Origin of the sequence: Nocardia sp. NPDC058633, from assembly GCF_042717045.1 — a bacterium.
GTDB lineage: Bacteria > Actinomycetota > Actinomycetes > Mycobacteriales > Mycobacteriaceae > Nocardia.
In genome coordinates this window covers 1-25,185 of sequence record NZ_JBHXRA010000013.1, presented here as the reverse complement: position 1 = coordinate 25,185, position 25,185 = coordinate 1, and the positions used below count along the sequence as shown (strand labels likewise).

Annotated in this window: 24 protein-coding genes; 8 read left to right on the top strand and 16 right to left on the bottom strand. The window is 68.2% G+C overall.

Translation table 11 applies throughout. The features are described 5' to 3' along the window. Nucleotides 1–124 precede the first annotated feature (124 nt). A complete protein-coding gene (locus ACFWUR_RS18310; RefSeq protein ID WP_378908305.1) occupies nt 125–544 on the top strand; it encodes a limonene-1,2-epoxide hydrolase family protein in 420 nt (139 codons plus the stop codon). 1 nt (nt 545) lies between these two features. On the opposite strand, the gene ACFWUR_RS18305 is transcribed toward ACFWUR_RS18310, so the two are convergent. Then, nucleotides 546–818 (bottom strand): hypothetical protein, encoded by a 273-nt coding sequence (locus ACFWUR_RS18305; RefSeq protein ID WP_378908304.1) that lies wholly within the window; start codon nt 816–818, stop codon nt 546–548. Nucleotides 819–1,126: 308 nt separating this feature from the next. On the opposite strand from ACFWUR_RS18305, the gene ACFWUR_RS18300 reads away from it, so the two are divergent. The 3 genes from ACFWUR_RS18300 (at nt 1,127) to ACFWUR_RS18290 (ending at nt 4,286) form a co-directional block, all read left to right on the top strand. Then, nucleotides 1,127–2,506, top strand: a complete 1,380-nt coding sequence (locus ACFWUR_RS18300) for a PhoH family protein (protein ID WP_378908303.1) — start codon at nt 1,127–1,129, stop codon at nt 2,504–2,506. Nucleotides 2,507–2,692: 186 nt separating this feature from the next. Beyond that, on the top strand, nt 2,693–3,316 hold the full coding sequence (locus ACFWUR_RS18295) for an LGFP repeat-containing protein (RefSeq protein WP_378908301.1): 624 nt from the start codon (nt 2,693–2,695) through the stop codon (nt 3,314–3,316). A gap of 115 nt (nt 3,317–3,431) precedes the next feature. After that, nucleotides 3,432–4,286, top strand: a complete 855-nt coding sequence (locus ACFWUR_RS18290) for an acyl-ACP desaturase (RefSeq protein WP_378908300.1) — start codon at nt 3,432–3,434, stop codon at nt 4,284–4,286. A 76-nt stretch (nt 4,287–4,362) separates the two neighbouring features. On the opposite strand, the gene ACFWUR_RS18285 is transcribed toward ACFWUR_RS18290, so the two are convergent. Beyond that, nucleotides 4,363–5,763 (bottom strand): class II fumarate hydratase, encoded by a 1,401-nt coding sequence (locus ACFWUR_RS18285; protein WP_378908299.1) that lies wholly within the window; start codon nt 5,761–5,763, stop codon nt 4,363–4,365. Between the two features lie 155 nt (nt 5,764–5,918). Next, nucleotides 5,919–6,962, bottom strand: a complete 1,044-nt coding sequence (gene glpX, locus ACFWUR_RS18280) for a class II fructose-bisphosphatase (RefSeq protein ID WP_378908297.1) — start codon at nt 6,960–6,962, stop codon at nt 5,919–5,921. 126 nt (nt 6,963–7,088) lie between these two features. Between glpX and ACFWUR_RS18275 the strand changes: the two genes are divergently transcribed. Beyond that, nucleotides 7,089–7,655, top strand: coding sequence for a DUF4245 domain-containing protein (locus ACFWUR_RS18275; protein ID WP_378908296.1), 567 nt, complete (start codon nt 7,089–7,091; stop codon nt 7,653–7,655). 24 nt (nt 7,656–7,679) lie between these two features. On the opposite strand, the gene ACFWUR_RS18270 is transcribed toward ACFWUR_RS18275, so the two are convergent. The 3 genes from ACFWUR_RS18270 to ACFWUR_RS18260 form a co-directional block, all read right to left on the bottom strand. Next, nucleotides 7,680–7,934: an exodeoxyribonuclease VII small subunit gene (locus tag ACFWUR_RS18270; protein ID WP_378908294.1), complete on the bottom strand. Its 255-nt coding sequence runs from the start codon at nt 7,932–7,934 to the stop codon at nt 7,680–7,682. Then, a complete protein-coding gene (gene xseA / locus ACFWUR_RS18265) occupies nt 7,931–9,217 on the bottom strand; it encodes an exodeoxyribonuclease VII large subunit (protein WP_378908293.1) in 1,287 nt (428 codons plus the stop codon). The genes ACFWUR_RS18270 and xseA overlap by 4 nt, the downstream gene beginning before the upstream one ends. 82 nt (nt 9,218–9,299) lie before the next feature. Next, nucleotides 9,300–9,893, bottom strand: a complete 594-nt coding sequence (locus ACFWUR_RS18260) for a lipid droplet-associated protein (RefSeq protein ID WP_378908291.1) — start codon at nt 9,891–9,893, stop codon at nt 9,300–9,302. Between the two features lie 114 nt (nt 9,894–10,007). Between ACFWUR_RS18260 and ACFWUR_RS18255 the strand changes: the two genes are divergently transcribed. Next, the gene (locus ACFWUR_RS18255) at nt 10,008–11,027 is read left to right on the top strand and encodes a 4-hydroxy-3-methylbut-2-enyl diphosphate reductase (RefSeq protein WP_378908289.1); all 1,020 of its coding nucleotides are present in this window, start codon (nt 10,008–10,010) and stop codon (nt 11,025–11,027) included. 2 nt (nt 11,028–11,029) lie between these two features. On the opposite strand, the gene ACFWUR_RS18250 is transcribed toward ACFWUR_RS18255, so the two are convergent. After that, nucleotides 11,030–11,887: a DUF6542 domain-containing protein gene (locus ACFWUR_RS18250; protein WP_378908287.1), complete on the bottom strand. Its 858-nt coding sequence runs from the start codon at nt 11,885–11,887 to the stop codon at nt 11,030–11,032. A 51-nt stretch (nt 11,888–11,938) separates the two neighbouring features. Then, the gene (locus ACFWUR_RS18245; RefSeq protein WP_378908286.1) at nt 11,939–13,087 is read right to left on the bottom strand and encodes a DNA recombination protein RmuC; all 1,149 of its coding nucleotides are present in this window, start codon (nt 13,085–13,087) and stop codon (nt 11,939–11,941) included. 200 nt (nt 13,088–13,287) lie between these two features. Here ACFWUR_RS18245 and ACFWUR_RS18240 point away from each other — a divergent pair, with 200 nt between their 5' ends. Together ACFWUR_RS18240 and ACFWUR_RS18235 are read left to right on the top strand one after the other, a co-directional pair. Continuing rightward, nucleotides 13,288–14,475 carry an exonuclease SbcCD subunit D gene (locus ACFWUR_RS18240; protein WP_378908284.1) on the top strand — a complete coding sequence of 396 codons (1,188 nt, stop codon included), beginning with the start codon at nt 13,288–13,290 and terminating at the stop codon, nt 14,473–14,475. Between the two features lie 46 nt (nt 14,476–14,521). Next, nucleotides 14,522–17,878 carry an AAA family ATPase gene (locus ACFWUR_RS18235; protein ID WP_378908283.1) on the top strand — a complete coding sequence of 1,119 codons (3,357 nt, stop codon included), beginning with the start codon at nt 14,522–14,524 and terminating at the stop codon, nt 17,876–17,878. Here the strand turns inward: ACFWUR_RS18235 and ACFWUR_RS18230 are convergent. The 8 genes from ACFWUR_RS18230 to ACFWUR_RS18195 all read right to left on the bottom strand — a co-directional run bounded on the left by ACFWUR_RS18230 (nt 17,875) and on the right by ACFWUR_RS18195 (nt 24,942). Continuing rightward, nucleotides 17,875–18,522: a YitT family protein gene (locus ACFWUR_RS18230; protein WP_378908281.1), complete on the bottom strand. Its 648-nt coding sequence runs from the start codon at nt 18,520–18,522 to the stop codon at nt 17,875–17,877. The genes ACFWUR_RS18235 and ACFWUR_RS18230 overlap by 4 nt on opposite strands. Before the next feature lie 337 nt (nt 18,523–18,859). Next, on the bottom strand, nt 18,860–19,264 hold the full coding sequence (locus ACFWUR_RS18225; protein ID WP_378908280.1) for a hypothetical protein: 405 nt from the start codon (nt 19,262–19,264) through the stop codon (nt 18,860–18,862). A 61-nt stretch (nt 19,265–19,325) separates the two neighbouring features. Then, nucleotides 19,326–19,610 (bottom strand): hypothetical protein, encoded by a 285-nt coding sequence (locus tag ACFWUR_RS18220; protein ID WP_378908278.1) that lies wholly within the window; start codon nt 19,608–19,610, stop codon nt 19,326–19,328. 179 nt (nt 19,611–19,789) lie between these two features. Further along, nucleotides 19,790–20,125, bottom strand: a complete 336-nt coding sequence (locus ACFWUR_RS18215; protein WP_378908277.1) for a hypothetical protein — start codon at nt 20,123–20,125, stop codon at nt 19,790–19,792. Nucleotides 20,126–20,263: 138 nt separating this feature from the next. Further along, nucleotides 20,264–20,776 (bottom strand): methylated-DNA--[protein]-cysteine S-methyltransferase, encoded by a 513-nt coding sequence (locus ACFWUR_RS18210; protein ID WP_378908275.1) that lies wholly within the window; start codon nt 20,774–20,776, stop codon nt 20,264–20,266. After that, entirely contained in the window at nt 20,769–22,310 is a 1,542-nt protein-coding gene (locus ACFWUR_RS18205) for an Ada metal-binding domain-containing protein (RefSeq protein WP_378908532.1), read from the bottom strand. Before ACFWUR_RS18205 ends, ACFWUR_RS18210 begins: the two co-directional genes overlap by 8 nt. Nucleotides 22,311–22,378: 68 nt before the next feature. Then, nucleotides 22,379–22,687, bottom strand: a complete 309-nt coding sequence (locus ACFWUR_RS18200) for a YbdD/YjiX family protein (protein WP_378908531.1) — start codon at nt 22,685–22,687, stop codon at nt 22,379–22,381. A gap of 2 nt (nt 22,688–22,689) precedes the next feature. After that, a complete protein-coding gene (locus tag ACFWUR_RS18195; protein ID WP_378908274.1) occupies nt 22,690–24,942 on the bottom strand; it encodes a carbon starvation CstA family protein in 2,253 nt (750 codons plus the stop codon). Nucleotides 24,943–25,185: the final 243 nt, after the last annotated feature.

Here is a 25,185-nt window from a genome sequence, read left to right as displayed (position 1 = left end):
GGATCGGACAGGTAATTCCTCGGCCGCGCCCAATCGAGGATCGCTGACGTGGTGTGGACCCTATCGATCAGCGAACCTGAGCAGACCCCTGGCCCCGGCGCGATCGGCACCCTAGGCTCACACCATGACCGACGAGCCGGACATGCCGGAGACCGCTGTCACTGTCGTCCGCGAGTTCTTCCGTGCGCTCGAACTCAGCGCGATCGACGAGGCGCTGGAACTGCTTCATCCCGAGATCGTCTGGAAGAACGCCTCGCTGCCGAGTGTGCGCGGCAAGAAGCGGGTCGCGGGGCTGTTGCGCGGCCTTGATCGTCCGAAGCTCGGGTTCTCCGCGGACATGCACCACATCGCCGCCGACGGCGACATCGTGCTCACCGACCGCACCGACTACCTGCACGTCGGCCCGGTGCGGATCGGCTTCTGGGTGAGTGGCACCTTCGAACTGCGCGACGGCCGGATCGTGTTGTGGGACGACCACTTCAGCAAGGGCAACGTCCTGCGCGGCACCGTCGTCGGCGTGGTGAAGGCGATCACCGGCCGCTGAGCTACTCGTGCTTGCGCAGATAGTTCAGGTAGGTCGGACGTAGCACGTCGGCGAGCTTTCCGTCGCCCGCGTGGAAGTAGTCGTCGATCATCGGCAGTACGTACTTGATGTCGGCCGAGCTCTCGCCGAGCTCGCCCGCCTCGGCCTGAGCGGCCGGAATCGACTTGAGCAGTTCCCACAGGAACTTCACGTCGCCGTGTCGCACGGCGGTCTTCACCGCGCGATCGTGCAGTTCCTTCGACGACAGCTTCTCCAGATCCTGATCATCGGACATGTCATCGACTCTAGCCCTCGGCGTGGCACACGTGCCGGATCCGCCCGCGACAGTGCCGGTTAACGACAAATTCACGGACACGTGCGCCGGTCCAGCAGCGCGGCCACTCATTCGGCGGTAGCGTCGGTGATGCGAGTCGCGTCGGTGTGATTCGTACGGGAGGTCCTGACCGTGACTGAGCTACTCAGTGCGAGAGGGCCGGCACCTGGCCCTCGGGGCGGTTGACTCAGCGTCGAACGCCCACAAGGACGGACCGGTCCAGCGAGATCGTTCGCGCGGGTGCCGTGCGAACACATAAGGAGCCCACCGTGACTGCTGCACGCTCCGTTTCCGCTTCCGCGAAGCACACGGCCTCGGCCTCGGCCTCGAAGAAAGGGGCTCGCCCCTCACGTTCCGGTCGCAAGACTTTTGTCGTCGACACCTCCGTACTCCTGTCGGATCCCTGGGCCGTCACCCGGTTCGGGGAACACAGTGTGGTCCTACCCCTGGTCGTGATCAGTGAGTTGGAGGCGAAACGGCACCACCACGAGCTCGGCTGGTTCGCCCGCGAAGCGCTGCGCATGCTCGACGACCTGCGGGTCCAGCACGGCAGGCTCGACCAGGCGCTGCCCATCGGCACCGACGGCGGCACCCTGCAGGTGGAGCTCAACCACACCGATTCGTCGGTGCTGCCCGCCGGGTTCCGCTCCGACACCAACGATTCCCGCATCCTGGCCTGCGCGCTGAACTTCTCGGCCGAGGGCGAGGACGTGGTGCTGGTGTCCAAGGACATCCCGCTGCGCGTCAAGGCGAGCGCGGTCGGATTGTCGGCCGACGAGTACCACGCGCAGGACGTGGTGACCTCCGGCTGGAGCGGGATGGTGGAACTCGACGTCGCGGGCTCGCAGATAGATCAGCTCTACGCCGATGCGGTGATCGACCTCGACGATGCGCGAGAGTTGCCGTGCCACACCGGTGTTCGATTGCTGGGCAGCAGTTCCAGCGCGCTGGGCCGGGTCACCGCCGACAAGCGGATACAGCTGGTCAGGGAGCGCGAGGCTTTCGGCCTGCACGGGCGTTCGGCCGAACAGCGCATCGCACTCGATCTGCTGCTCGACGAGAGCATCGGCATCGTGTCGATGGGCGGGCGCGCGGGCACCGGTAAGTCGGCGCTGGCGTTGACCGCCGGGCTCGAGGCGGTGCTCGAGCGTCGGACCCAGCGCAAGGTGGTGGTGTTCCGGCCGCTGTACGCGGTGGGTGGGCAGGAACTGGGCTATCTGCCGGGCTCGGAGAGCGAGAAGATGGGCCCGTGGGCACAGGCCGTCTTCGACACGCTCGACGGGCTGGCCAGCCGCGAGGTGCTGGAGGAGGTGCTCAGTCGCGACATGCTCGAAGTGCTGCCGTTGACCCACATCCGGGGTCGTTCGCTGCACGATTCGTTCGTGATCGTCGACGAGGCGCAGTCGCTCGAGCGCAATGTGCTGCTGACGGTGCTGAGCCGCCTCGGCACGGGGTCGCGGGTGGTGCTCACCCACGATGTCGCCCAGCGCGACAATCTGCGGGTCGGCAGGCACGACGGTGTGGCGGCGGTGATCGAAAAGCTCAAGGGCCACCCACTTTTCGCGCACATCACGCTCACTCGCAGCGAGCGCTCGCCGATCGCGGCGCTGGTGACCGAGATGCTCGAGGAATACGGGCCGAACGCGTAATCCTCGGCAATCGGGCCGCGTCGCGGTGCGAATCCGTTTGATTACCGCAAACAGTGGGTAATATCCGCTCCGACACCAATCCAGCAACGGCTCGGCGAACACTGTTCCGCCGGGCCGTTGCGGATGTCGGCCAGGCTCCAATCCGAGGGCGTGCCCCTCGGGGGAGCCACTCGCGAGAGGATGGATATGAACCACTTCGCTCGACGTACTGCTGCCGGAAGCGCCGCGGTCCTGGCCGCGGCTGGTCTGCTGCTCGCCGCCGGCTGCAGCGACGACGACACGGACAAGGCCAAGGACACCGTTGCCTCGGTGACCTCCGCCGTCGGAGCCCCGGGGGACAGCGCCACCACTGAGCCGGGGATGGGCGGGATGACCACCACGCCCGGTTCGGAAACGACCTCCGGGTCCGAGACCACGTCGGGCTCGGCGACAGGCGAGGCGGCCGGAGAGTCGACCACCGTCTCCACCCCGAACGGTGACATCACCATCTCCGGCGAGGTGTACAAGAAGTACATGGCGGTCGGCGCCGCGGGCAGCCCGCTCGGCGCACCGGAGGAAGCCCAGGAATCCGGCCCCGACGGCGGCGAGTACCAGGACTTCACCGGTGGCACCATCTACTGGAGCAAGGATTCCGGCGCCCACATCGTGTGGGGCGATATTCGCGAGGCGTGGGAGGAGAACGGCGGCGCCAACGGCACGCTGGGCTACCCGACCAGCGACGAGAAGGACATCCCCGGAGGCAAGCAGAGCGACTTCACCGGTGGCACCATCACCTGGGTCGACGGCGAGACCACGGTGACGCCGAAGTAGCAGTCGCGTTTCGCACCAGCGCGGGGACCCGGGTTCACCCCCGTAGGTCCCCGCGCTTGCGCACGAGACCGAGCAACGCTTCGCGCCCGCGCTCATTTGGGACTAGGTTGTCGGGGTGCAGAAAACTTTGACCGACCGCGAGCTGCTGGATTCGCTCGCGGACGAGGTGGAAACGAACCTGCGTCGCCATATCGAGGTGGCCGACGGCTGGCAGCCGCACGAGCAGGTTCCGTGGTCGGACGGGCGCAATTTCGCCTTCCTCGGCGGCACCGACTGGACCCCGGAACAGTCCGAGCTCAGCGACACCGCCAGGCTCGCGCTGACCGTGAGCGTCCTGGTCGCCGACAATCTGCCGTCCTACCACCGTGAGCTCGGCAAGCACCTGCGCACCGGCCCCTGGTGGCGCTGGGTCGGCCGGTGGACGGCGGAGGAGAACCGCCACGAGATCATGATCCGCAACTACCTCATGCTCACGCGTGCGGTGGATCCGGTCGCGCTCGAGCGGGCCCGCATGCAGCACATGACCGACGGGTTCAATCGCCCCCCCATGCACCTGATCGACGTGCTGGCCACCTGCGCGTTCGAGGAGGCCGCTGCCGCGATTCGGCATCGCAACACCGCCGCGCTGGGTGAGAACCCGATCGTCACCGCGATGGCCGAGAAGCTGGCCGCCGACGACGAGTTGCAGGCCGAGTTCTTCGCCGCGCTCGTCGCCGCCGCCCTCGACCTGGTCCCCGACCAGGGGGTGCGCGCGATCGCCGATCGGGTCGCCGACTTCCGGGTGCCGCACGTGGATCTGCCCGGTGGCGGATCCAGTGACGAGGCCCTGGCCGAGGCGGGCATCTACGACCGCGCGAACGAGGCCGAACTGGTGTTCAAGCCGCTGCTGCGTCGCTGGAACATCTTCTCCCGCAACGATTTCAGCGAAGCGGGCGACAAGGCTCGCGCGGAACTCGCGCACCTGGCCTGATCGTCGGCCGCGAACGGCCGCCACCTCTGCGGGGTGGCGGCCGTTCGGCATCTGGCGTGCCCGGCCGGGCCGGGTCTCAGCGGTCGACGTCGGCCATCGCGAGCACGTCGAGCTTGCGATCGAGCTCTTCCATCGAGAGCTTGTCCGGCACGAGCCCACGGTCGATGACGGTCTGGCGGATCGTCTTCTTCTCGCGCAGCGCCTGTTTGGCGACCGCGGCCGCTTCCTCGTAGCCGATGGCGGAGTTGAGCGGGGTGACGATCGACGGCGACGATTCGGCGAGGGTGCGCAGATGTTCCTCGTTGGCGACCAGTCCGCTCACGCACCTGTCGGCGAACAGTCGAGAGACGTTGGCCAGCAGGCGAATCGACTCCAGCAGGTTGCGGGCCATCACCGGAATGTAGACATTGAGCTCGAACGCCCCGCTGGCCCCGCCGAACGCGATCGCCGCGTCGTTGCCGACCACCTGCACCGCCACCTGCGTAACCGCCTCGGGCAGAACGGGATTCACCTTGCCGGGCATGATCGAACTCCCCGGCTGCAGGTCCGGCAGCTGCAATTCGCCGAGTCCGGTCAGCGGGCCCGAACCCATCCAGCGGATATCGTTGGCGATCTTGGTCAGGCTCACCGCGATGGTGCGCAGCGCGCCGGAGGCCTCGACCAGTCCGTCGCGCGCGGCCTGGGCTTCGAAGTGATCCTCGGCTTCGCGGAGGGCGTCGATTCCGGTGGTGCGCCGCAGTTCCGCGACGACTTTCGTGCCGAATCCGGTGGGGGCGTTGAGGCCGGTGCCGACCGCGGTGCCGCCGATCGGCAGCTCGCCCAGGCGCGGCAGGGTGGCCATCGCGCGCTCGATGCCCGCGGCGATCTGGCGGGTGTAGCCGCCGAACTCCTGGCCGAGTGTCACCGGTACCGCGTCCATGAGGTGAGTGCGTCCCGATTTCACCACGGTGCGCCACTGCTGCGACTTGTCCAGCAGGGCCAGGCGCAGATGTTCCAGCGCGGGAACGAGTTCGGTGATCACAGCCTCGGTGGCGGCCAGGTGCGTCGCGGTCGGGAAGGTGTCGTTGGAGGACTGCGACATGTTCACGTCGTCGTTGGGGTGCACGGTCACACCGTTGCGCGCGGCGATCGAGGCGATCACCTCGTTGGCGTTCATGTTCGAACTGGTACCCGAACCGGTCTGGAACACATCGATCGGGAACTGGTCGTCGTGCTCGCCGTTCGCGATCTCGCCCGCCGCGGCGATGATCGCGTCGGCCTTGGTCGGATCGAGCAGGCCCAGGTCCTTGTTCACCTGCGCGCAAGCGGCCTTCAACAGCCCGAGCGCGCGGATCTGGGCTCGCTCCAGCCCCCGTCCGCTGATCGGGAAGTTCTCGACGGCCCGTTGCGTCTGCGCCCGCCACAGGGCGTCGACCGGGACGCGAACCTCCCCCATGGTGTCGTGTTCGATCCGGTACTGCCCGTCGTCGTCAGCCATAGTTCGACCCTAGGACCAGAACACCGCGAATGGTGGCCACACTCCAGCGCGAAATCCCACATCCGCGACAGGAATACTCGCGACACCACCGGTGCCGACGACCGGTGCGGTGCTGGGCGCCGCCGTGGTACGACCACGCGGCGCCCAGCCCCGGATCACGGCAGGGGCGGTGTCGCGCTGTCGTCGCCGTCGAAGTCGACCGAGGAGTACTCGCGCAGCTTCGTCAGGCGGTGGTAGGCATCGATCATGCGAACGGTGCCCGACTTGGAACGCATCACGATCGACTGGGTCGACGCGCCGCCCGCGTAGTAGCGCACGCCGCGCAGCAGGTCGCCGTCGGTGACGCCGGTGGCGCAGAAGAAGACGTTGTCGCCGGAGACCAGGTCGGTGGTCGAGAGCACGCGGTCCAGATCGTGGCCCGCGTCGATCGCCTTCTGGCGCTCCTCGTCGTCCTTCGGGGCGAGCATGCCCTGCAGCTCGCCGCCGAGGCAGCGCAGCGCGGCGGCGGCGATGATGCCCTCGGGGGTGCCGCCGATGCCGACCAGGATGTCGACGCCGGACTCGGGACGCGCGGCGGCGATGGCGCCCGCGACGTCACCGTCGGAGATGAGGCGGATGCGGGCGCCCGCGTCGCGCGCCTGCTGGATGGTGTCCTCGTGACGGGGACGGTCCAGGATGCAGACGGTCAGATCGGACACCGACAGGTGTTTGGCCTTGGCCACGCGGCGGATGTTCTCGCCGATCGGGGCGGTGATGTCGATCGAGCCCGCGGCGTCGGGGCCGACGGCGATCTTGTGCATGTAGAACACCGCGGACGGGTCGAACATGGCGCCGCGCTCGGCGACCGCGAGCACGGAGATGGCGCCGGGGGAGCCCTTCGACATCAGGGTGGTGCCGTCGACCGGGTCGACCGCGAAGTCGACCTCGGGGCCGGTGCCGTCGCCGACGAGCTCACCGTTGTAGAGCATCGGCGCTTCGTCCTTCTCGCCTTCGCCGATGACGACGATGCCCTTCATCGACACCGAGCTCACGAGTTGACGCATGGCGTCGACGGCCGCGCCGTCGCCACCTTCCTTGTCGCCACGGCCGACCCAACGGCCACTCGCCATCGCGCCTGCCTCGGTGACGCGGACCAGCTCCAGTGCGAGGTTGCGATCGGGTGCCTCGCGGCGGCTGGGGGCGGGCGGTGATGCCGTCATTGCGGAGTGCCTCCTTGGCGTTGGTGATACGGGGGCATTGTCGCATTTCGAAACGGCACGCTCGTGCACGACCTCCGCGATGACCCCTCGGTGGCCTGGTCGGCACTCGAGTGGATACTGGTAGCCGTGGCACAGACCAAGCACCGCATTTTCAACGACTACCGCGATCTGTTCTGGTCGTTGATCCCGTTGGTGCTGGCCGCGGTGGTACTGGCGGGGGTGGCGAGCCAGTGCACGGTGGCGACGAACGGCCCCACGCAGGGCCAGATCCCGCATTTCGACGCCGACGCCGCGCTGACCTCCGACGCGAAATCGCTGTCGTTCCCGATCCGCAATCCGGCGTTGCCGCACGACTGGGTATCGAACTCGGGTAGCCGCGACACCATCGCCACCGCCGGCGGCGGCGTGGTGAGCACGGTCGGCTACATCACCCCGCAGGGCACCTACATGCGGTATTCGCAGACCGACGCCTCCGAGGAGGCGTTGTCGCGGCATGTTCTCGGCTCGCGCTACCCGACCGGAATGCAAGACGTGGCCGGGCAGAAGTGGGTCGTCTACACCGAGCCGACCGAGGAAACGGGGTGGATCACGGACCTGGGCGGGGTGCGCGTCCTGATCACCGGCGCGGGCAACGAGGCTGCCTTCACCACTTTGGCCCAGGCGATCACATCCGCTCAACCGCTGTCGAAGTGAGCAACGGCGAAGTCGGACGACTGCTCAGTCGGTAGCGTCCAGATCCGCGCGCGACAGGGCGTCCTCCACGCGACGCCGGGCGCCGGCGAGATGTTGTTCGCAGCGGGTGGCCAAGGCTTCGCCGCGCTCCCACAGCACCAGCGAGTCGTCCAGGTCGAGGCCGCCCTGTTCGAGCATCTTCACCACGTTGATGAGCTCGTCGCGGGCGCGTTCGTAGCCGAAGGTCGCGATCTCGGCCAGGGTGTCGGTGTTCTCGGAACCGGCGTCGGCCACGGTCACTTCCTCTTCTCGTCGGTGGTCTCTGGCGTCAGTCGCTGGGTGCCCAGCGCCGCGGCGGTGACGGCGCCGTCGGCGACCCTGATGCGCAGCTGGCTGCCCGCGGGGGAGTCGTCGATCGAACGCACGACGTGTCGCTCGGGACCGGCGACGCGCTGCACGACAGCGTAGCCACGGGCCAGGGTGGCGGCCGGACCCACCGCGGTGAGTTTCTCGCGCAGGTGCAGGGTGGTCGTCGACTCGCCGCGCAGAAGTTGTTCGACATTGCGTCGCGCGGCGGTGCGTAGGCGTTCCAGCTCGTCGTGGCGGTGGGTCAGTTCGCGCAGGGGGTCGGCCAGGACTGGGCGCGAGCGCAATTGGGTGAGGGTGTGCGTTTCGCGCTGGACCCAGCCGCGCAGCGCCGCCGCCGAGCGGGCGCGCATCTCGCGGACCCCGGCCAGTTCGGCGGCGGCGTCGGGGACGATGCGTTTGGCGGCGTCGGTGGGGGTGGCCGCGCGCACGTCGGCCACCAGGTCGAGCAGGGGGTTGTCGGGTTCGTGGCCGATGGCGCTGACGATCGGGGTGCGGGCGGCGGCGACGGCCCGACACAGGGCCTCGTCGGAAAAGGCCAGCAGATCCTCGACGCTGCCACCGCCACGGGCGAGCACGATCACTTCGACTTCGGGGTCGCGATCCAGTTCGGCCAGGGCTTCGAGCATCTGCGGCACCGCGGTAGGACCTTGCACCGCGGTATTGCGGATCACGAAACGCACTGCGGGCCAACGATTCTGGGCCACCGACAAGACGTCGCGTTCGGCCGCGCTCGCCCGTCCGGTGATCAACCCCACGGTCGCGGGCAGGAACGGCAACCCCCGCTTGAGCCGGGCATCGAAGAGCCCCTCGGCCGTCAACAGGGCTTTCAATCGTTCGATCCGCGCCAACAGCTCACCGATACCGACCGCGCGAATCTCGGTGACCCGCAACGAGACCGTGCCGCGGCCGGTGAAGAAGTGCAGTTTGCCGTAGACGACCACCCGGCTGCCCTCGGTCAACGGCACCGGCAGCCTGCGCAGCAGGTCGGGATCGCAGGTCAGCGACAGCGACATGTCGACCGAGGCATCGCGAAGTACCAGAAACGCGGTGCGGGTGCCGGGACGCGAATTGATCTGGGTGAGCTGCCCCTCCACCCAGATGCTGCCGAGCCGCTCGATCCACTGGGCGACCTTCACCGCGACCGAACGCACCGGATACGGCTGCTCCGCCGAATTCGCCGGAGCGCCTGCTTGCGCGACGCCGTCCTGAGTCATAGGTCAGTTCTACGCGATGCGCTGCCACACGAGAAGGCGGCCGCACCCCTCGAGGGGTCACGGCCGCCTCGGCGAGAGTTTCTTATTGCGCTTGGACGGTGGCGATGCGGTTGGTGAGCATCGTGACGAAGGGGGCGCGGGCGCGGGTCTGCTGTTCGAAGTCCAGCAGCTGGGCCAGCTCCTCGACGGAGAGCATCCGCAGCCGGGCACGCAGCTGGGCCAGCGTCATCGCGGGGTAGTCGTAGCGGATCGCGACCTCGGGGGCGACGACCTCCTCCGCGGCGGGCTCCTCGGCCGGCTCGATGACCTCTTCCTCGGTCTCGAGCAGCAGCAGCGACGCGGGCACGACCTTGCCGTTGGTCTGCGCGGGGTCGGCGTCCTCGAACAGATCGAAGCGGCTGGTGTGGCCGTTGACGGTCGCCGGGGGCTCGATGTCCTCGTCGAAGGTGGCCCACTCGGGCTGCTCGGCAGGAGCCGAACCCAGCCGCTCGAACACGCCATCGCCCTTGAGCGCGAGGCTGGTGACGAACTGCTGCACATGCATGGTGGTCTGCAGCACGCGACTGAGCGCGGTGATCGGTAGATTGACCGCGGCGACGGGGAGTCGCCGGGTCTCTTCTAAGGCGTATACGGCGGCGCCGGCGGCCACCCTGGCCAGGAACGGAGGTCGAAACATGCCCCCAGCCTGCCGCAAACCGGGTGTGATGCAAAGGTCCAGGCCCCTGTTATGTGACTTTCGCCCCTTGATCCGACCTGATCGGGCCCGTCGCACGCACGTAAGCTGTGGGATATGACCTCGGCAATCCCCTTGAACGTCGGTATCACGCGCTCCGCCGGCGCGCCCACTGCCGGTGGCAAGCGCGTGCTGCTGGCCGAGCCGCGCGGCTACTGCGCAGGCGTCGACCGTGCCGTCGAGACCGTGGAGAAGGCTCTCGAGAAGCACGGCGCCCCGATCTATGTCCGCAAGGAGATCGTGCACAACCGGCACGTGGTGGAAACGCTACGTGAGCGGGGCGTGATCTTCGTCGACGAGACCGATGAGGTGCCCGAGGGCGCGCTGGTCGTGTTCTCCGCGCACGGCGTCGCGCCGATCGTGCACGAGACCGCCGCCGAACGGAACCTGCGCACCATCGACGCCACCTGTCCGCTGGTCACCAAGGTGCACCAGGAAGCCAAGCGTTTCGCCCGCGACGACTACGACATCCTGCTGATCGGCCACGAAGGCCATGAGGAAGTCGAAGGCACCGCCGGCGAGGCGCCCCAACACGTGCAACTGGTCGACGGCCCCGACTCGGTGGACAAGGTGACGGTGCGCGACCCGTCGAAGGTGATCTGGCTGTCGCAGACCACGCTCTCGGTCGACGAGACCATGGAGACCGTCGAGCGGCTGCGCCAGCGTTTTCCGACACTGCAGGATCCGCCCAGCGACGACATCTGCTACGCCACCTCCAACCGCCAGACCGCGGTGAAGGCGATGGCGCCCGAATGCGATCTGGTGATCGTGGTCGGTTCGCGCAACTCGTCGAACTCGGTGCGACTGGTCGAGGTGGCCCTCGGCGCGGGTGCGAAGGCGTCGTATCTGGTCGACTACGCCCGCGAGGTCGATCCGGCCTGGCTCGACGGCGTGCAGACCATCGGCATCACCTCCGGCGCCTCGGTGCCGGAGATCCTGGTGACCGGAGTACTCGATCTGCTGGCCGAGCACGGCTTCGGCGAGGTGCAGCCGGTGACCACGGCCAACGAGACGCTGGTCTTCTCGCTACCCCGCGAACTTCGCGCCGCGCGCAAGGATCAAGCCAAGCAGGCCTGAGGTCACGGGGCGTCCGGGCGGCGGCGTTCGGTACGGGCGGAGTCGGCACGGTCGCGGTAGCGCACGTTCGGCTGCGGGTGCGGGGGTGCCTCGCCGCGGCGGCGCGGTACGCGAGCCGGTTCAGGGTCGCGGGGTGCGGCGGCCCGGGCGCGCGGGTCGGACTCGCGGGGCGCGGCGGGGGTGCGGGCGGCGCGGGGTTCACGAGGCCTGGCGGCGGGCGCGCGTTTCGGGTCGCTCGGCCGGGCCGGTCGGCGAGCCGGGCTCGCCATATCGACCTCGGTGTCGGGCTCGTCCATCACCGCGGTGCCACGGCGCGGCCGCTTGCGGGCGGCGGTGGCGAGGTCGGGGGTGGGTTCGGGGCGACGGCGCTTGGCCGGCTTGCGCTCGGTCTTGCGTTCCGGCGTGGGACGAGCCGTGTTGGGCATCCGCTTGGCGAGCGCGATTCTGGCACCGCCGATCGCCAGCACCAGCACGGTCGCCAGCGCCATCGTGGGGAAACGCTCCACCAGCGGGATGATCAGGTTCATCAGGAGGTCTTTGATGGAGGTGGTGGCACGCCCACCCAGCAGCTGGCAGGCCACCGGCACCGCGACGAACAACAACAGTGGCGGCATCACCATCGTGGCGAACAGACCGCGCAAGCGCACGGCACAGACGGCGAGCACGCAGCCGAGTACGTACAGGGTCGAGAATGTGCCGGTCGGGTAGGTCTCTCCGCCGAGTGCGTCGATCAGGAACCCGAGACCCGTCGCACCCGAGGCGAGCAGAATCGCGGCCCAGGCGGGGATGCCGGGTACCGAGGGCACGATCGAACGTTGCGGCGCGGGCACCCGGGGTCGCGCACGTTGGGAAGCAGCCACACTATGACACTAACTGCACATCGGCCCTGTGGGCGCTACGGCACGGGGATCTCAGACGCGATCCTCGGCGTCGGCGAACGCGACGACGCGTGGTCGGGTCTCGGTGAGGCGGATTGCCGGGAGCTCCTGATCGGCGATGCCGAGATCGTGCATCCGGCGCGCGGTGACCATCACCCGCGACTCCACCGAGCCCACCGTCGCGTTGAAAGCGGCTACGGCCTTACCGAGATTCACGCCCAGATTGTCCAGATGTTCGGCGACCTTGCCCACCCGGGTGTAGAGCTCCTTGCCCAGTTGCTGCACCGTTGCCATATCCCGCGAGAGCGCTTCCTGTCGCCAACTGAACGCCACCGTGCGGAGTAGCGCGATCAAGGTAGTGGGGGTTGCCAGAATCACGTTCCGGCCGAACGCGTACTCCAGCAGGTCGGCGTCGGTGGTGAGCGCGGCGTCGAGGAACGGATCGCCCGGTACGAACAGCACGACGAATTCCGGTGCCGGATCGAAGGCCGCCCAGTACGCCTTGTCGGCCAGTTGGTCGACGTGGGCGCGCAGGTGCTTGGCGTGGCGGGCCAGTAATTGGGCGCGTGCGCTGGGATCGTCGGTGGTCGCCGCGTCCAGATAGGCCGAGAACGGGACCTTCGCGTCGACGACGATGTGTCGGCCACCGGCCAGGCGCACCACCATGTCGGGACGGACCACGCCGCGATCGTCGCCACCGGGCCGACTCACCTGCGTGTCGAAATCACAGTGCCGGGTCATCCCGGCGAGTTCGACGACTCGTTCCAGCTGGATCTCGCCCCACCGCCCACGCACCTGTGGGGCGCGCAGCGCGGCCACCAACTGGCCGGTCTGATCGGAGAGCCGATGGGAGGTGCGTTGCATACCGGCGACCTGTTCGCGCAACCCCGAATACGCGTCGATCCGATGGTGCTCGACCTGCCGGATCTGCTGTTCCAACGCTCCGACCGCGTCGCGGAGCGGATCGACCATCGCGCCGATCGCGGCCGAATGTCTGCGCGCGGCATCCTCATTGGCCGAGTGCAGCGACTGCTGCAGCAACCGTTGATTGTCCCCGGCCGCGGCGAGCCGGGCCTCCGCGGTGGCGGCGCGTTGCCCACCACGGGCGGCATGGCCCAACCAGCCGAGACCGAAGCCTGCGGCGAATACCAAGACGAGCGCGACGAGCATCGAAGCGGTCATGGGAGGCGATACTGCCCGAGGGCACCGACAAGTTCGCAATTCCCCGGCAAATCGGGCATGGCGGCGGCCGTGCCACCGACGAGTTCGCGGTTTCCCCGGCGGCGGCGGTGTATGTACCGCGCTGTTCGCCACGCCGGTGAATTACACGCGTGTGGTGCGTCGATTGAATTCTGTCGGGGGCGTGCCCTACGGTTCGCGACATGCGGATCCTGCACACCTCCGACTGGCACATCGGGCGCACCTTTCACGGTGTCGACCTGCTGGCCGATCAGGCGCGGGTGCTGACGGCCGTCGCGGACCTGGTCGCGACCGAATCCGTCGACGTGGTGGTGGTGCCCGGCGACATCTACGACCGCTCGATCCCCAACGCCGACGCCATCGGGGTCTGCAATCGCGGATTCGAGGCGATCCGGGCGGCGGGCGCGACGATCGTCGCCACCTCGGGCAATCACGATTCGCCGGCCCGGCTCGGTGCGGGCGCCAGCTTCGCCGCGGCCGGTGGCCTGCACCTGTGCACGAGGGTCGCCGACGCGGACCGGCCGATCGTGGTCCCCGACGGCGACGGTGAGGTGGCGTTCTACGGCATCCCGTATCTGGAACCGGAGATCACCCGCACCGAACTGGGCGTGCCGCAGGCGCATTCGCACGCGGAGATCCTCGATGCCGCGATGGCGCGGATCCGTGCCGACATCGCGGCCAGGGGCGCCACCCGCACGGTCGTGCTGGCGCACGCGTTCGTGGTCGGCGGGGAGGCGACGGGCTCGGAGCGGTCCATCTCGGTGGGTGGCGTGGAAACGGTGTCGATGTCGGCTTTCGACGGCATCGACTATGTGGCTCTCGGCCATCTGCATTCGCCGCAGACCCTCGCTGAGTCGGTGCGCTACAGCGGATCTCCGCTGCCGTATTCGTTCGGTGAGAGTTCCCATCGCAAGGCGGTCTGGATCGTCGACCTCGATGCGCGGGGGCTCGCCGCGGTGCATCGCCACGATCTGCCGCTGGTCCGCGGGCTCAGCAGGCTCACCGGCACCATCGAAGCCCTGCTCACCGATGTCGAATACGCCGCGGCCGAAAAGCATTACGTGTCGGCCACACTCACCGACACCACCCGTCCGGTGGACCCGATGCGCAAGCTGCGCGAGCGGTTCCCCCACGCGGTGCACGTGGAATGGGAACGCCCGCAGGGCAATCCGGAGCTGCACTACCGCGAGCGGGTACACGGTCGTCGCGACACGGAGGTCGCGGCGAGCTTCCTGACCGACGTGCGTGGCACCCCGAGCAAGGCGGAGATGGCGTGGGTGGAGCGTGCGCTCGCCGCCGCGGTGCGCGAAAACGACTCGGTCCTTGTCGAATCCGGCCAGGAGCCGGTTGCCTCGGAGCTGACCGCGTGAACCGCCGCGCAGGGGCCGTGACGGTGACGCTCGCCGGTGGCGTCGCGTGAGACTGCACCGACTCGAACTCACCGCGTTCGGCCCGTTCGCCGAGACCACCGTCGTCGATTTCGACGCGCTCGGCGCCGACGGGCTGTTCCTGCTCCACGGGCACACCGGTGCGGGCAAGACGACCATCCTCGACGCCATCGCCTTCGCCCTCTACGGCAAGGTGCCCGGTGCGCGCGGCGAGAGCAAGCGCCTGCACTCCGACCACGCCGATCCGCAGACACCGCCGAGCGTCGTGCTGGAGGCCACCCTCGGCGGTCGCCTCGTGCGCCTGACCCGGTCGCCCGAATTCGAGCGCCCGAAGAAGAACGGCACCGGAACCAGGCTCCTGCAACCCCAAGCCACTCTCACCTGGCTCGACGGCAGCGGCGAGAACCTCTCGCGCCTGACCGACATCGGTGACGAGGTCCTGCGCTTGCTCGGCATGAGCGCCGACCAGTTCTTCCAGGTGGTGCTGCTCCCGCAGGGCGATTTCGCCAAGTTCCTGCGAGCCGAGAACGAGGACCGCGAGAAACTGCTCGAAAAGCTCTTCGACACCCAACGTTTCGGTACCGCCGAGCAGTGGCTGTCCGATCGCCGCCGCGCCGCCGCCGCCGACCTGGACTCCCGCAAGCAGGGCATAGACCGCCTGATCACCAAGGTCGGCATGGCAGGCGGCTACGGCGGCGCGGAATCGGTCGGCGTCCTCGACTCGGTGACCTGGTCCCAGGAGCTGCTGGCGACCGCCCGCGCCGCCCTCGCCGAGGCCACCGCGAATGCCGAACTGCGCCAGAAGGAGTCGGCCGAAGCCCGCACCGAAGCCGAGGAGCAACGCCGTGTCGTCGAGCTGCACACGCGGATGGCGGCAGCGCGCAGCGAACTGGCCGACTACACCGGCTCCGCGTCTCGCCGTGCCGAACTCGAACACGAACTCGCCACGGCCCGCCGCGCCGCGCCGGTCGTGCAAGCCATCGACGAAGCCCGCTCCGCTGTGCGCGGTGTGCGTCGCGCGGAAGGCGCCACCCGAAGCGCCGCCGCTGAATTGGTCGGCCGGCTGAACGACCCCGCGGCCGCCGACATCGCGGGCGTAGACCTGCTGGCTGTCGTGACGAACGATCCGACGGGCCCGAATGACGGCGGCCGAGACGGCGTCGCCGCGCCGGAGCGTGGTACGTCTTCGGGCGCGGGTCCGGTGGATGTCGACGGTGATCTCGACGCGGCGATCAGCCAGTGGAACGCGCTGCTCGGTGTCCTCGGTGAGGTGCGCGCGGATGCGGTGACCGCCCGTGGGCTCGCCGGCGATCTCGCCGCGCACGAGAGCGAAGCCGCCCGGCTCACCCAGCGCGCGGCCGAGTTGGCCCGGCGGCGGGTCGAACTGCCGACGGCGATCGGTTCCGCTCAGCAACAGCTGCGCGAGGCCACCGACGCGGCCGCCGCGCTGCCCGGGGTGCGCAACGAGCTGACCAAGTGGCAGGACTCGGCCGCGGCCGCCGTCGAAATCACCCGGCGCCGACCGGCTCTGGACAAGGCTCGGGGTGAGCACGACAGTGCCTGGCGCACGCACCTCGAAGCCAAGGAGCGCGTCCTCGACCTGCGCACCCGCCGCCTCGCGGGTATGGCCGCCGAACTCGCGGGCGCCCTCGTCGAGGGCGCGCCGTGCAAAGTTTGCGGCTCCGCCGAGCACCCCGAGCCCGCGCAGCCCACCGATGACGCGGTCTCCAAAGACGCCGAGGACGCCGCCCATGCGGCCGAACAGGCCGCGGAGGCCGCCCGGGATCGCATCGCCGAACGCATCGGTGTCATCGAGCGCGAGATCGAGGCACTGATCGCGCGCGGTGGCGACGCCGACCCCGTCACGCTCGCCGACGCCGTCCGCACCGCCACCCACCGCTTCGACGACACCGCCGAAGCCGCCGATCGCGCTCCCGCCCTGACCACCAGACTCGAGGCCCTGCGCACCGAGGAAACTGCCCTGCACGACCGATCTCGCGACCTCGACGCACGGCTCGGCACCGTCACCGCCAACATCTGCGCCACCCGCACCCGGCTCGACGAACTCACCGCCCGCCTGCGCACCGCCGCGGGCGCCGACGGCACCGTCGACGCTCGCGCCACCCGCCTCGAATCCCTCATCGCCACCGCCACCGCCCTGCGCACCGCCCGCGCCGAGGAGACCACCGCACGCGACGCCGTCCGCACCATCGCGACCCGTGTGGAAAGCCTCTCCCGCACAGCTGGTCTCGTCCCAGAGGGGTACGAGGCACCGCCTACCGACTCCAGTCGAACTGCGGCCCATGGTGTTTCGTGCGATGCCGATCCCGACGTCGAGGTTGCCGCCGACGCTGGGCTCGGCAATGGTGTGAAGGCGAATCCGGAGCCCGTGCGCGCGGTCCGTGCCGAACCCGACATGCCCAGCCTGTTCGACTTCATCGAGGAAGACCCCGTCGACGAGGAGCCCCCCGAGATCTCGGTGGTCGAGCCTGGACCGCCTCGCGACGACATCGCCCTCCTGACCGCCTACGCCCAGGTCGTGAACGCCGTCGCGCGGACCGCCCAACAGCAGGCCGCCATCGAAGCCGAACTCACCGCCGCGGACCGGGCTCGCGCCCATGCCGAGGCGGTGCTCGCCGAACCGCAGATCCGTGCCGTCGCCGAGCAGACCCCGGGCGACCTCCACGCGCTCGAGCGGCGCTTCACCGAAGCTCAGAGCGCGCTCACCGCGGCGGTGGCGGCCCAGTCGGCGGCCACCGAGCGGGTTGCCCAGCTCGAACAGCTGGGAACGCAGCTGTGGGCAGAAGTCGAGCGAATCGCGCCCAAGCAGCGTGATTTCGACGAGCTGGCGGCGCTGGCGGAAGTGGTCGCCGGTCGTGGCGAGAACAACAGGCGAATGTCGTTGCGCTCGTATGTTCTTGCCGCTCGGCTCGAAGAAGTCGCGGTCGCGGGATCGCTGCGCCTGCGTCGAATGTCGGGCAGCCGTTACGAATTCGTCCACTCGGACAAGGCGGGCCCCCGGGGCAGACGCGGCGGCCTCGGGCTCGACGTCCGCGACGACTACACCGGCGCCATCCGTTCGGCGAAAACCCTCTCCGGTGGCGAAACCTTCATGGCCTCACTGGCTTTGGCGCTCGGCCTCGCCGATGTTGTCGCCGCCGAATCCGGCGGCCTCGTCCTGGACACGCTGTTCATCGACGAAGGTTTCGGCAGCCTCGACGCCGACACCCTCGACGCCGTCATGGGCGTTCTCGACGAACTCCGCGCAGGCGGTCGAGTGGTCGGCGTCGTCAGCCACGTCGACGAGATGCGCCAACGCATCCCCAGTCGCCTCCATGTCCTGCGCGGCCGCACCGGCTCCCACCTGGAGACCACCGTCGCCTAGTCGGCCGGTACTGCCGCCTGATCCTTCTCCAGCAGGGGTACCGGCCGCGACATGGAGGTGAAGCCGGGCAGTCGGCCGTCGACGAGCGGGATCATCAGCTGGACCAGCGGGCCGATGCCGAACGCGTAGACCAGCGTGCCGATGCCCACGCTGCCGCCGAGGAACCAGCCGGTGGCCAGCACCGAGACCTCGATGCTCGTGCGAACAGTCCAGACCGGCCAACCGGTCCGGGCAACCAGTCCAGTCATCAGTCCATCGCGTGGCCCCGGGCCCATGCCCGCGCCGATGTAGAGCACCGTGGCCGCGGCGTTCACCACCACCGCGGTGATCATGGCCAGTACTCGCCACCACAGTCCGTCCACGGCCGGGATCAACCACAGTCCGGCATCGACCGCGATCGCGATCACCACCACGTTGCTGACGGTCCCGAGGCCCGGCCGCTGCCGTAGCGGAATCCAGGCGAGCAGCACGGCAACCCCGGTCAGCGCGGTCACCATGCCGAAACTCAACGGCACATGCTCGGCGACCCCCTGATGGAACACATCCCACGGGTCGAGCCCGAGCCCGGCTCGGATCATCACCGCCATCGAGGTGCCGTACAACCACAGACCGAGGTACAGCGCGATCAAGCGACGAGTGAGCATGGGTAACAGAATCCGGTCTACTGGACCTGAATAAAAGATCCAATCTGAGTTAGCTGGACTGATTACTTGACGGGTGACATTTGATCGTCATGCCAGCTGAGCGCCAGGCTTCCAGGCCTTGTCGGCAGAGGACCGTGAGCGCCCGCGCCGGGTGGTAGGCGTGTGGCCGACCACCGCATCTGTCACCACTCGTGACGCCCGAGACGCGGCGCGCTGATCCTGTCACCAGATTTTCATCACTGCTGTCACCGACCGCACAGTTCGGTGACTCCGCCGCGAATTGCCCGCTTTGGAACGTCCGCTCATGCCGATTCCCGCGCGATCGGTGGTGTGGGTTTCAGTTCGTACGCGAAGGCGCATCTTCCTCGCTATCCTCTCGAAAACGACCTCTCGACTGCATCAGTTCGAGCGCCGCAGCCGCGACCGGCTTTATACGCCTAGGCCACCCCGAATCGACGAACTCCTCATCGGACGAGATCCGAGGTGTCGCAGCACAGGCATCAAGGAGTGCTCGCTGCACCTTGTCGAGCGCGGTCACCTCTGCCGGTGTGAACGTCGACCATTCGCGCCATAGCCACGCACTGTCGTCGTCAATGGCGTCGAAGAACTCGTTGATGTATTCCCCGTACCCCCATGTACGAACACCCTCGTCCCCCTCGGCGAGTGTCTGCAGTGCCTCTATCGCGCGGTTTCGCAGTCGCTGCTCAACAACCCGCTCGCTCGGCCGGTCCCGGTCGCCCACGCTCGTGATGCTAGCGACCCGACGCACTCTCATGCCGCTTACGGGGCTGTTTCGAGGTCTGTCACGCAGTCCTGGAACCATCCGGATGCTGGACCAACTCGCGGTCGCCAGAACGGACTACCAGGGGACCTATCAGCTGGTTCAGTTCATCATCGGTCATCGCGCCGCCATGGCCGAGGCCCACCCAGTCATACGCACCTTTCAGCGCCTTCAGGGAGATCTCGAAGGCCTGAAACATGTAGCTGACGAGCTGTATCTCCTGGACCGCCCCAAGCTCCTGCACCAACCAGGCGCCCACTTCAGCGGGCGTTTCTCCCCGCTGAGCCCGCGCTTGCAGCTCGCCCACGATGCGCTCCCTATCGCGCATTTCGATCACCTCCCCGGGATGCGCGGGTGGTTCCCGAGCCATTGTCAGGCAGCCTATGCCGATGCTTGATCCGCCACCACCCGCTCATGCTGCCGGGAGCGTGGTCACGAACGTCCGCATCTGCCGATGACCGAGCGGGTTGTCGCCAGGGGATCCGCTCAGCTATCTGCAGGAAATCGGTGCTCGATCGCTTGACGAGCCATCATCCAGGCCATTTCGAATTCCTCGGCCGTTATTTGCTCGAGGGCACTGGCCTCGACATCCCAATCTGCTGCGCTACCCTCCGCGAGCACACCGTATTTGCGCTCGTACACCTGAACCGCAGCGAGTCCCCCGTGGTTTCGTGCATATGTCACCTCCGCCAGCGACGCGGCCGTGACCGGCTCACCGTCAGCACCTCGCAGATCGACGTGCCGGTTCGGCCAGCCATCGTCACCAAGTTCGATCAGGAGCCAAATGCCCTCATCTGCGTAGAAGTCGCGAATCCACCTCATCCGACCAGTATTACGGCTGTCGGCCACCAACAAGCAAACGCACTCAATTGCCGCATACCGCGCGTCTCGGTGACAGATGTCCTGATCAAATAACGGATACGGTGGCCAGCTATAAGGCGGTGCGCTCTGACGAAATGCTCACCCCTCGTGGGCGAGCAACCAGGCCTTGGCTTCCAGCCCCCAGCGGAATCCGCCGAGCGCTCCACCGATCCGCAGCACGCGATGGCACGGCACGAACAGTGCGGCGGAATTGCGCGCGCAGGCGTTGGCCGCCGCCCGTGTGGCCGCGGGGCGTCCGGAAAGTCCGGCGAACTCGGTGTAGGTCACCGGCTCGCCCGCGGGCACCTTGCGCAGGACTTCCCACGCATGGATCAGAAATTCGCCCGAGCGTTGACGAACGGGAATCACGTCGATCGCGGTCAGGTCGCCCGCGTGATAGGCCAGGACGGCCTGGGTGACCGCACCGAGCGAATCCCGTTGCCGCAGTTCGGTGGGGCGCAAGGTGGCGTGGATCAGTCCGGTCAGGGTGGCCGCGTCGCCGGTCCAGCCCGAGGCCAGCACGGCACCGTCGGTATCGACGACGGTGGTGAACGGGCCGATCGGTGTGGTGACGGTCGCGACATCGGCGCGACGAAGAGCAGTGTCAGTCATGGGTTTTCGCTTCCTGGAGAGAAGGTTCACGGACGAGCGCGCCACGATGTTCGAGCGCGGTCTTCCACAAGTGCATGGACAGATAGGAGCGCCACGGCGCCCAGCGAGCGGTGTCGGCGAGGTCGATTTCCGCGCGCGCCGCACCCTGGCGAACCACGAGGTCGGTGTCGAGCAGAATGTCGGGATCGGCCAGGGATCGCATGGTGACGTAGTCGGCGGTCCACGGCCCGACCCCGTCGAGTGCGAGCAGGTCACGCCGCAGGTCGGCGGCAGTGCGGCCGGAATGCAGCACCAGTTCGCCGTCGGCGATCGCCCGCGCCGCCGACACGATGGCCGCCACCCTGCGCGCGGGCCCTGTCAATACCTCGGCGCCGTGCTCGGCCACCGCCGCGGCGGTCGGAAACAGCCGCGTCACCGGTCCGTCGATGCGTTCGCCGAGCGCATCGACCAGCCGTGCGACATGCGTGCCCGCCGCCCGCACCGAGATCTGCTGCCCGATCATGGTGCACAGCAACAACTCCGGTCCGTCGAGGCACCCCGGCACCCGGATTCCCGGCGTGAATCCGTGGCCCGCGCTCATCTGAGCGGCGCCCGAATCTGTAGTAGGAATAGCGGATTCGCCGATGCCCAACGCGACATCGATCCCCAATGGATCGGCGTCCAGATCGAGCAGGTGGCGCACTCGTGCGACGGTCGGAGCGAGATCACGCATATCCCGCAACGCCAACTCGGCCCGCACGTGCCCCGGCTGGAACGACAGCCGAATCGTGGCGTGGCCGTGCGGAGTTCGTAGGCTGCGCGTGTAGACGCCGTCCTCCCACAGTTGCATCCCCGGCACCGCGTGCGCCGAGAGGAACCAGGTCAGCCAGCCGGTATCGAGGGGCTCCCGATACGGCAGCCGCAAGGTGAGCAGACCGGGTGTGCCGGGCACGACGACATCGGCGCGCGGCGATCGGCGCAACTCGGTTCGCATCGTCGTCGGACTCACCGCGAACACCTCGCGCACGGTCTCGTTGAACTGCCGAATGCTGGCGAACCCGGCAGCGAAGGCGATATCCGACATCGGCATCTCGGTGGTCTGGATGAGCAGTCGCGCGGTATGCGCGCGATGCGCCCTGGCCAGCGCGAGCGGCCCGGCTCCGAGTTCGGTGGTGAGCACCCGGGTGAGCTGACGCTGCGAGTAGCCCAGGGTGGCGGCCAGCCCGGTCACCCCACCGCGCTCGATCACCCCGTCGCCGATCAACCGCATGGCGCGCGCGGCCAGGTCGGCGCGCACATTCCACAGCGGTGAACCGGGCGCGGCGTCGGGCAGGCAGCGTCGGCAGGCGCGATAACCGGCCTGCTGCGCGGCCGCCGCGGTGGGCAGGAACGACACATTGGCCCGCTTGGGCGTGATCGCCGGGCACGACGGCCGGCAGTAGATGCCGGTCGTGCGCACCGCGGTGAAGAACTGCCCGTCGAAGCGGGAGTCGCGGGTGGAGACCGCCCGGTAGCAGCCTTCGAAGTCCAAAGCGGTGATCGTCACGAGTTCCACAATGGCACCGGCCACGGCGGGGTGCTAGCGGAAATCAGCCATCGATCCCTGAGTGGTGCGCACCCGGATCAGCAGCAGCGATTGGTCGGATTCCGCTCGGCTTCGGCATAGCGTTCGCGCCAGTACTCGCGCACGGAGGGCACCGGCTCGCCCGGATGATTGCGGCGCACGTGCTCGACGTAGCGCTGGTAGTCCTGGCCGCCGTTGATCGCGCTGTACCAGCGGGCAACACCGCGCATCGCGGCCAGGACCCGACCGAAGATCGCTCGCGGTCGCGCCGAGTCGACGGGTGCGGCGGCGCCGAGCGGGCCGACCACGGTCACCGGGGCGCGGACGGCCGATCTGAACCGGCCGACCGCGTCCCGCACCACACGCACGCTCAAGAGGCGTGCACCGATCCGGGCGCACTCACCTTGCCCTCAGCGATCAACACGTCCCATTCCTTCTGCACGTCCTTCTCCGCGGAAGTCGCGAGGAAACCGCTGGGGGAGAAGATCTTCGACGGCTGCTCCTCGGATTCGGTGCTGGTCACCGTGCCCGTGCGGATCGCCTTCACACACACCAGCACACCGACGACGGTGACGATCAGCACCAGCACCGCGAACACGATCGACAGTGTGCCCTGGATGAAGGTGTTGCGGATCGCGATGTCGACCTGCTCGGGTGTCTTCGCCGTCAGGCAGGCCTTGCCCGCGTCCTTGGCGGCCTGGCACAGGCTGTGCTGGGTCCAGTAACCGAGCTTGGGATCGTCGGAGAAGATCTTCTGCCACGACGCGGTCATCGTGACCACCAGGTCCCAGGCCAGCGGAATGCCGGGAATCCACGCCCACTTCCACTGCCCACGCTTGACGATGATGGTGAGTACCACGGTCAGCGCGATCGCGGCGAGCAGCTGGTTGGCGATGCCGAACAGCGGATACAGCGCGTTGATGCCGCCGAACGGATCGTTGACGCCCATCAGCAGCACGCCGCCCCAGCCCGCGACCACGATCAGCGAGCACAGCCAGGCGCCGATCCGCCACGACGGATCACGGAACTTCTTGAACCCGCCGCCGAAGTTGCCCAGCGCGTCGGAGACCAGGAAGCGGGCGACGCGGGTGCCCGCGTCGATGGTGGTGAGGATGAACAGCGCCTCGAACATGATCGCGAAGTGGTACCAGAACGCCTTCATCGACGAGCCGCCGAGGAAGTTGGAGAACACCTCCGAGATGCCGACCGCCAGCGTCGGGGCGCCACCGGTCCGCGAGACGATGGAATTCTCGCCCACATCCGAGGCCGCGTCGGCGAACAGTTCCGGCGTCGCGGGCGGACCGGACAGGCCGAGCGAGTTCGTGAAGTTCGCGGCGCCTTCCGGCGTACCACCGGTGAGGCCCGCCGAAGCGTTCATGCCGAAGTACAGGTGCTGGTCGATGATCGAGGCGGTGATGATCGCCATCACCGCGACGAACGACTCCATCAGCATGCCGCCGTAGCCGATCATGCGGGCATTGGATTCCTTGGCCAGCAGTTTCGGCGTGGTGCCCGAGGAGACCAGCGCGTGGAAACCCGAGAGCGCACCGCAGGCGATGGTGATGAAGAGGAACGGGAACAGGCTGCCCGCGAAGGCGGGACCGGCACCGGTGTGCGCGAATTCCGAGACAGCGGGAGCCTTCAGTACCGGCATGGTGATCAGGATGCCGACCGCGAGCAGCACGATCGTGCCGACCTTCATGAACGTCGACAGGTAGTCACGCGGGGCCAGTAGCAGCCACACCGGCAGCACCGAGGCGATGAAGCCGTAGGCGATCAGGCACCACGCGATGGTGGTGCGCGAGAGCGTGAACCAGTCCGCGCCCCACTCGGTTTCGGACACCCAACCGCCGCCGATGATGGCGGCCAGCAGCAACACGATGCCGATCGCGGACACCTCACCGACCGCGCCCGGACGCAGATACCGTAGGTAAACACCCATGAACAGCGCGATCGGGACGGTCATCGCGATGGAGAACACGCCCCACGGGCTCTCGCCGAGCGCATTCACCACGACCAACGCCAGCACCGCGAGCAAGATCGTCATGATCACCAGGATCGCCACGATCGCCGCGACACCACCGACGACGCCGAGCTCGTCGCGCGCCATCTGGCCGAGGCTGCGGCCGCGTCGACGGGTCGAGGCCCACAACACCAGGTAGTCCTGCACCGCGCCGGCGAACACCACGCCGACGATGATCCAGATGGTGCCGGGCAGATAACCCATCTGCGCGGCCAGCACCGGCCCGACCAACGGACCGGCGCCCGCGATGGCGGCGAAGTGGTGCCCGTAGAGCACCCGCCGGTCCATCGGCATGAAATCCTTGCCGTTGTCATAGATTTCGGCGGGTGTGGCCACGTCGTCGCGCGGCTTGGTGATCTTCCACTCGATGAACCGCGCGTAGAAGCGGTAGGCGATGATGTAGGTGCAGACCGCCGCGATCACGATCCACACCGCGTTCACGGACTCGCCGCGAACGAACGCGATGATCGTCCACGCGACGGCGCCGAGCACGGCGATCCCCGCGAACACGGCCTTCTTGGCTGGGGTGATCGGCGTGCGATCGACGACACCGACCGGAGGCAAGTCCGGGTCGGTCCGCAGATGTTCGATGGTCGCCATTGACTCAACTCTCCTGTATAACGCGCAGAGCCTCGGGTGAAGCAATCGACAACGTAGCCGATCGCAGAACTGCGACGGAGAGGTTCGCACACCATCGTGGGCAGGATGAAGTTTTGTTCAGGGTTGTTGGAGCGCTGGCGCGCTCGAGTTCGCGGCCCTGGCGGTCCCGCTGTTCAGGTGCCGTTGCGTGGGGCCTAGTGGGCGTACACAAAACCCCCCAAACAAGAGGACGGCGCGCAACAC

Excerpts from the sequence above, each read along its gene's own strand:
- ACFWUR_RS18310 (WP_378908305.1), top strand. The coding sequence starts at position 125 with ATGACCGACGAGCCGGACATGCCGGAGACCGCTGTCACTGTCGTCCGC.
- ACFWUR_RS18305 (WP_378908304.1), bottom strand. The coding sequence starts at position 818 with ATGTCCGATGATCAGGATCTGGAGAAGCTGTCGTCGAAGGAACTGCAC.
- ACFWUR_RS18295 (WP_378908301.1), top strand. The coding sequence starts at position 2,693 with ATGAACCACTTCGCTCGACGTACTGCTGCCGGAAGCGCCGCGGTCCTG.
- ACFWUR_RS18285 (WP_378908299.1), bottom strand. The coding sequence starts at position 5,763 with ATGGCTGACGACGACGGGCAGTACCGGATCGAACACGACACCATGGGG.
- glpX (WP_378908297.1), bottom strand. The coding sequence starts at position 6,962 with ATGACGGCATCACCGCCCGCCCCCAGCCGCCGCGAGGCACCCGATCGC.
- xseA (WP_378908293.1), bottom strand. The coding sequence starts at position 9,217 with ATGACTCAGGACGGCGTCGCGCAAGCAGGCGCTCCGGCGAATTCGGCG.
- ACFWUR_RS18260 (WP_378908291.1), bottom strand. The coding sequence starts at position 9,893 with ATGTTTCGACCTCCGTTCCTGGCCAGGGTGGCCGCCGGCGCCGCCGTA.
- ACFWUR_RS18255 (WP_378908289.1), top strand. The coding sequence starts at position 10,008 with ATGACCTCGGCAATCCCCTTGAACGTCGGTATCACGCGCTCCGCCGGC.
- ACFWUR_RS18245 (WP_378908286.1), bottom strand. The coding sequence starts at position 13,087 with ATGACCGCTTCGATGCTCGTCGCGCTCGTCTTGGTATTCGCCGCAGGC.
- ACFWUR_RS18240 (WP_378908284.1), top strand. The coding sequence starts at position 13,288 with ATGCGGATCCTGCACACCTCCGACTGGCACATCGGGCGCACCTTTCAC.
- ACFWUR_RS18230 (WP_378908281.1), bottom strand. The coding sequence starts at position 18,522 with ATGCTCACTCGTCGCTTGATCGCGCTGTACCTCGGTCTGTGGTTGTAC.
- ACFWUR_RS18215 (WP_378908277.1), bottom strand. The coding sequence starts at position 20,125 with ATGAGGTGGATTCGCGACTTCTACGCAGATGAGGGCATTTGGCTCCTG.
- ACFWUR_RS18210 (WP_378908275.1), bottom strand. The coding sequence starts at position 20,776 with ATGACTGACACTGCTCTTCGTCGCGCCGATGTCGCGACCGTCACCACA.
- ACFWUR_RS18195 (WP_378908274.1), bottom strand. The coding sequence starts at position 24,942 with ATGGCGACCATCGAACATCTGCGGACCGACCCGGACTTGCCTCCGGTC.